Origin of the sequence: Nocardia sp. NPDC019323 (genome assembly GCF_044389845.1) — a bacterium.
GTDB classification, from domain to species: domain Bacteria; phylum Actinomycetota; class Actinomycetes; order Mycobacteriales; family Mycobacteriaceae; genus Nocardia; species Nocardia implantans.
Genome location: NZ_JBIRYN010000017.1, coordinates 1 through 7,062, shown reverse-complemented (window position 1 = coordinate 7,062; position 7,062 = coordinate 1). Strand labels below are relative to the sequence as shown.

Below are 7,062 nucleotides of genomic sequence, written 5' to 3'. Positions count from 1 at the left end.
GACACGCGCCGAATACGCCACCATCACATCCCGCACCAACGGACCCATCGACGACGCATCCGCCGCGATATGATGCACCACCACCACCAGCACATGTTCGCGCGGCGCATCAGCGATCCGCAGCAGCCGCACCCGCACGGGCACTTCGGCGGTCACATCGAAGGGAATCGCCGCGAGCGTGTAGACCTCCCGCGCGACCTCGTCCACACCCACCGTGTGCGCCGCCACATCCAGCGTCACCTGCCCGGCCGGTAGCACCACCTGCACCGGGCCATCCACGGTTTCCGGATACATCGTGCGCAGCACCTCGTGGCGGGCCACCACGTCGTGCAGCGCCGCACCCAGCGCGGTGACATCCAATTCGCCGGTCAACCGCAAGGCGAAGGGCAGATTGTAGGCCGCCGAACCGGTCGCCGCGGCAGCGTCGTCCGCGTGGTCGAAGCGGTTGAGGAACCACATCCGCCGCTGCGCCAACGACAATGGCAACCGCTCCGGACGGGCGATGCTCCCCAACTCGGCCCCACGCTCGCCGTGGGTGTGCGACTCCAACGACGCCGCCAACCCCGCCACTGTCGGGGTCTCGAACAACGCCCGCACCGGCACCCGGGCATCGACCGCCGCGCCGAGACGTGCCACGACTCGGGTGGCGACCAGCGAATTGCCGCCGAGCGCGAAGAAATCGTCATCCGCGCCCACCCGGCCCAGTCCGAGCACCTCACCGAACACATCCGCCACGATCTCCTCGACCGCCGTCGAGGGCGCCCGGAATTCCCGCGCGGAGAAAGCGGGCTCGGGAAGCGCCTTGCGATCGAGCTTGCCGCTGGGGTTCAGCGGGAACGCCTCCAGCACGACGATCGCTCCCGGAACCATGTAGGCGGGCAGCGTGTCCCGGATCGCCGCGAGCAATTCGCCCTGTTCGATCGCTCGCCCGGGAGCCGGGACGACGTAGGCGACCAATTGGTCACCGAGCGACGACGGCGCGACCACGGCCACCGCCTGGCTCACCGAAGGCTGCGCCAGCAGCGCCGCCTCGATCTCGCCCAGCTCGATCCGCTGGCCGCGGAACTTCACCTGGAAATCGGTCCGGCCGAGGTAGTCCAGCCGATGCGGCAGCACATCGGTCGGGTTGCGCCAGACCACCAGATCACCGGTCCGGTACATCCGGGCACCGTTGCCGAACGGATCGGCCACGAACCGATCGGCCGTGAGGTCGGGACGCCGCACGTAACCACGGGCCAGCTGATCACCCGCGAGATACAGCTCACCAGGCACACCGGCGGGCACGGGTTGCAGACGCGCGTCGAGCACGTACACCTGGGTGTTCCATTGCGGCACACCGATCGGCACGGAACGCTCGTCCGCGGCGGTCGCGGGCCAGTAGGTCACCGACACCGCGGCCTCGGTCGGGCCGTAGAGATTGTGCACGGCGGCGTCGGACACCGCGCGCACCGCGGCGACGGTCTCCGGCGGCAGCGCCTCGCCGATCACGAAGATGTCGCGCAAGGTGGGGCACGATCCGGGGGCGGTGTGCGCGGCGAAGACCGTCAGCATGGACGGCACGAAGTCCGTCACCGTCACGCCTTGCGCGGCGATGGTTTCCGCGACGTACACCGGGTCGCGGTGCCCGTCGTTGGCGGCGACGACCAACTTCGCACCCACCCGCAGCGGCAGGAAGTAGCCCCACAGCGAGACGTCGAAGGTCGTCGCCGTCTTCTGCAAGTACACGTCGTCGGCGTCGAGCGGATACGCCGCGAGCATCCAGCTGACCTGGTTCTGGATCGCGAAGTGCGAGATCGTCACGCCCTTGGGGCGGCCGGTCGAACCCGATGTGAAGATCACATACGCCGGATGCTGCGGCAACACCGGACGCAGCAGCTCATCCGCGCGAACCGGGCTGTCGTCGAACCGGTTCGGATCCAGCGCGTCCAGCAGCAGCACCGCGGTGCCTTCCGGCACATCCACCGCGTCGGCGGAGGTGGTGAGCACGCAGACCGGCCGCGCCATATCCAGGATGTGCGCGATGCGTTCGGCCGGATGATCCGGATCCAACGGCACATACGCCCCACCCGCCGCCACGACCGCATACATCCCCACCACGAGATCCAACGACCGACGAACCGCCAACCCCACCAACGACTCCGCACCCACACCCTGCGAAATCAACAATCGCGCAAGACGATTCACCCGCGCGTCGAACTCACGATAAGTCAGCTCCGCGCCCTCGTACACCAACGCGACCTCGTCCGCGTAGGCCTCGGCGGCGCGCCGGTAGCCGTCCAGCAGCAGCTCGGAGGGCACCGGATACCCGGTGCTGTTCCACTCGTGGAGGATGCGCTCGCGCTCGGCGGGCGCGAGCAGATCGATCGCGCCGATCGGCCGGTCCGGCTCGATGGCGGCCACGGTGAGCAGCCGATCCAGCCGCCAGGCGAACTCGGCGATCGTCCGCTCGTCGAACAGATCGGTGGCGTAGGTGAACATCGCCGTGAAACCCGTTGCCGCGCCGTCTGCGTTCGGCACCACGGTCAATTGCAGATCGAATTTCGCCACGGCGCTGTCGAATTCGAGCACGCGCGCGGACAGTCCGGGCAGATCGATCTCGGGCCTGCTCAGATTCTGGTAGAACAGCGCCACCTGGAACAGCGGGTGATGCGCCTGCGACCGCACCGGGTCCAGCACCTCGACCAGCCGCTCGAACGGCAACTCGGCATGCGAGAACGCGCCGAGATCGGTTTCCTTCGTCCGGTCCAGCAGCGCGCGGAACGACGCGCCGAGATCGATCCGGGTGCGCAGTACCAGCGTGTTGACGAACATGCCGATCAGCGGATCGAGCTCGCGCTCGCCGCGGCCCGCCACCGGCGTGCCGATGGTGATGTCCTCGGTGCCGGTGAGCCGGGCCAGCAGCAGCGCCAGCGCGGCGTGCACCACCATGAACTCCGAGGCGCCCGCGCTGTGGGCCAGTTCGGCGAGCCCTCGATGCACCGAGGCGTCCACCGCGAAGGAGTACTCCGCGCCCCGGCCGGAGGCGACGGGTGGGCGCGGGCGATCCGAGGGCAGGTCGATCCGGTCCGGGATGCCCGCGAGCGTCCTGCGCCAGTAGGCGATCTGGTCCGCCGCGATCGAGTCGGGGTCGTTCTCGTCGCCGAGCATCGCGTGCTGCCACAGTGTGTAGTCCGCGTACTGCACGGGTAGTGGCTGCCAGGACGGGCGGGCGCCGTTGCGCCGGGACAGGAACGCGCTGAGCAGATCCCGCAGGAACGGCGCGACCGAAGCGCCGTCGGCCGCGATGTGATGCACCACCACCACGACCACGTGGTCCTGGGAACCGATCTCGGCCAGCGCGATGCGCAGCGGCACTTCCGCCGCGACGTCGAAGCCGGTGGCGGCGAAGGTGCGCAGCCAATCCGGCAGCTCGTGTTCGGCCACCGGCTTGGGCGCGAGGTCGGGAACGACTTGCTCGGCGGGCAGCACCAGCTGATACCCCGTACCGTCCACCGCCGGATACACCGTCCGCAACGTCTCATGACGCCCCACCACATCAGCGACCGCCGCCTGCAACGCCGCCACATCCAACACACCCGACAACCGCACCGCGAACGGAATATTGTTCGCCGCCGAACCGGTATCGAACTGATTCAAAAACCACATCCGCCGCTGCGCCAACGACAACGGCACCCGCTCCGGACGCTCCACCGCCACCAACGCGCGCCGATCGCCCGCGCCCTTCAACGGCTCCAGCCGGGCGGCGAGCGCGGCGACGGTGGGACTCTCGAAAATCAGCCGGGCAGGCACCCGCGCGGCGATCGCGGCGCCGAGGCGGGCCGCCGCCTGCGTTGCGATCAGCGAGTTGCCGCCCAGCTCGAAGAAATCGTCGTCCGCGCCGACCGGCGCTCCCGGGCCGAGCAGTTCGGCGAACACCGCGCCGACCAGCTCTTCGAGCGGCCCGACCGGCGCGCGGAACACTTTGGTCCGCAACCGCGGCGCAGGTAGCGCCTCGCGGTCCAATTTGCCCACCGGCGTCAAAGGGATCTCGTCCAGCACCATGACGACGGTCGGCACCATGTGCGCGGGCAGGCTCTGCTCGGCGAAGGCGGCCAGCTCGGCCGCGTCGGCGTCCATCCCTGGCGAGGCATGCACGTAGGAGACGAGAATGGTCGCGCCGCTGTCCAGCTGGTGCCCCACGGTGACCGCGAAATCCACCGTCTCGTGCGCCGCAAGCACCGCATCGATCTCACCCAGCTCGATCCGGAAACCACGGATCTTCACCTGGAAATCGTTGCGACCCAGATACTCCAACTCACCCTCCGGCGTCCACCGCACCAGATCACCGGTGCGATAGAGCCGGGAACCATGGGTGTCGAAGGGGTTGGCCACGAAGCGGGACGCGGTCAGCCCGCGCCGGTCGTGGTAGCCGCGGGCCAGTGGCGCGCCGGCGATGTACAGCTCCCCGGCCACCCCGCTCGGGACCGGGACCAAGCGCTCGTCGAGCACGTATTCGGTGACGGCCCGGATCGGCGCGCCGATCGTCACCGGCTCCCCTGGCACCAGCGGCGCGCTGATGTTCGTCATGATCGTCGTCTCGGTGGGGCCGTACCCGTTGAAGAATTCGCGGGTGCGCCCACCCGACACCGGTAGCACCCAGCGCCGGACCAGCTCCGGCGGGCACGCCTCGCCACCGGCCACCACAACGCGCAACTCGTCCAGCCCCGCCGGATCCACCGACGCCAGCGCGGCGGGCGTGACGAACGCGTGAGTCACGGCCTCCCTGCGCACCAGGGAAGCGAATTCCTCACCGCCGAACACGGTGGGGGCGGCGACGACCATGGTGGCCGCGCCGCCCAAGGCGAGCAGCAACTCCAGCACCGACGCGTCGAACGACGGCGACGCGAAATGCAACGTCCGCGACGCGCTCGTCACCCGGTACCGATCACGCTGCTCGGCGCAGAAACCCGCCAACCCCGACTGCGTGACCACCACGCCCTTCGGCTTGCCGGTGGAGCCGGAGGTGTAGATGACATAAGCGGGATGCTCCGCGCGCAGCGGACGCACCCGATCGGTGTAGGTCACCGGATCGGCCGGGAACTCCTCGAGCCGCCGGGCGCAGTCCGCGGTGTCGATGGACAGCCACTCCACCCGGTCCGGTAGGTCACCGCCCAGTTCCTCGACGGTCAGCCCGAAGACCGCGCCGGAGTCGGCGACCATGTGCTCGACCCGGTCGGCCGGATAGTTCGGATCCACCGGCACGAAACCCGCACCCGTCTTGGCCACCGCCCACACCGCGACCACCGACTCCACCGAACGCGGAATACCCACCGCGACCAGATCCTCCGGCCCCACCCCACGATCGATCAGCAGACGCGCCAAACGCGTGGACCAGTCGTCCAGCTGCGCATAGCTCAGCTCGGCCAGGGTGGCGGTCGCGTCGGCGAACACCACGGCCGCGCCGCTGGGGTTGGCCTCGACGGCGGTGGCCATCAACTGCGGCAGGGTGGTGACGCGGGGACGGCGGGTCCGGGTCGGGCGCACACGCGCCGGGCGGGTCATGCGCGCACCGCTTCCGCAGTCTCGTCACACCGCTGCCCGACTGCCCGAACCATCGTGCTGCCTCACCCTGTCTATCGTCGCCACCCGCACGTCACCATGCTCCCCGCCCAGGGATCATCGAACGCGCGCATGTCGATCGTTACCGAACCACCGGCGCACGCCCCCCGTGACCGGCCACGATCCGAGGATTTCGGGCCGGGAACGGACGCGTGTGACGAGTGCCGCGGTTGATTATTCCCTGCCTTCGCGCGATTGGGGTCGCGACGTCGGCGGGGACGCTCAACGGCGACCGTCGAGCAGAGCGGCCAGCTGCGGACCGATCACCGCCAGCGCCTCCGCTGTGGCCATCCGGGCATGGGTGACCTCGACCGGCCGATCGACGACCATGCCCTGGACATACGGCCACCAGTCGGCCGCGGCGGCGCGCAACTCGTCGGCGGGGTCGGCGACCGCCGCGCTGAAGTACTGCACGGTGCCGCGGAAGACCCCGGGCCGGTGCTCGGCGATCAGCTCGGCCGAGCGGACCGCGCTGCGATAGATCCGCCGCAGCCGCTCGGGAGTCACCGCGACCAGGTCGGCCGGGATCATGGCGTGCAGTGCGGCCAGCGAGTCGTCGTCGAGCTCGTAGACATCGCCGTCCGCGGTGGCCGCCGTGCCGAGTCCGAGTTCGGCCAGTGCGCCGCGCACCGCGGCGCGGAAACCGACCACGTCCGGATTCGGATGGCTGTCCATCATGGCCAGCAACTCCACCTGCTCGCCCGCGTCCTGCAGCCTGGTGGCGATGGCATGGGCGAGCACGCCGCCGAGGGACCAGCCGAGCAACCGGTACGGGCCCTGCGGCTGTACCGCCCTGATCTCCGACAGGTAGCGCTCGGCCAGCTCGTCCAGCGAGCCGGGCAGCTCGCCGTCTTCCGACAGCGCCGGCGATTGCAGGCCGAAGATCGGCTGCTCGGCGGGCATGAACTGGGCCAGACCCGCGTACGACCAGGCCAAGCCGTACATCGGATGCAGGCAGAACAGCGGGGCCGCCGAGCCGCTCGCCCGGATGGGCAGCAGCACGTCGAGCGCCGCGGTGGCGTCGGCGTCGCCGGCGTCGATGCGGGCGGCCAAGCCCGCCACCGTGGCGTCGGTGAAGAACCACTGCACCTGCACCGCCGCTCCGGTCGCTTCCCGCAGCCGTCCGGCCACCTGGGCCGCCAGCAGCGAGTTGCCGCCGAGCCCGAAGAAGTCGTCGTCCAGGCCGACGCGGTCGGCGCCGAGCAGTTCGGCGAACACCTGCGCCACGGCCTGTTCGGTGGCCGTCTGCGGCGCGCGGTAGTCGACCGTGCTGATGATCTCGGGATCGGGTAGCGCCCGGCGGTCGAGCTTCCCGTTGGGGGTCAGTGGCAGGGTGTCGAGGACGACGACGGCGTCGGGGACCATATACCCGGTGAGGAATCCGGCGACTTCGGCGCGGACGGCGTTGGGGTCGATCGCGGTGTGGGTGTCGGGCACGACGTAGCCGATCAATCGTTCGCCGGT

The 7,062-nt window shown here is 69.9% G+C and carries 2 protein-coding genes; both read right to left on the bottom strand.

Annotation, left to right across the window (positions count from 1 at the left end; translation table 11 throughout):
- Positions 1 to 5,541: amino acid adenylation domain-containing protein (locus ACH49X_RS32835; RefSeq protein ID WP_357209335.1), on the bottom strand; the 5,541-nt coding region annotated here is incomplete at its 3' end.
- Between the two features lie 279 nt (positions 5,542 to 5,820).
- Positions 5,821 to 7,062: thioesterase domain-containing protein (locus tag ACH49X_RS32830; RefSeq protein WP_357209334.1), on the bottom strand; the 1,242-nt coding region annotated here is incomplete at its 5' end.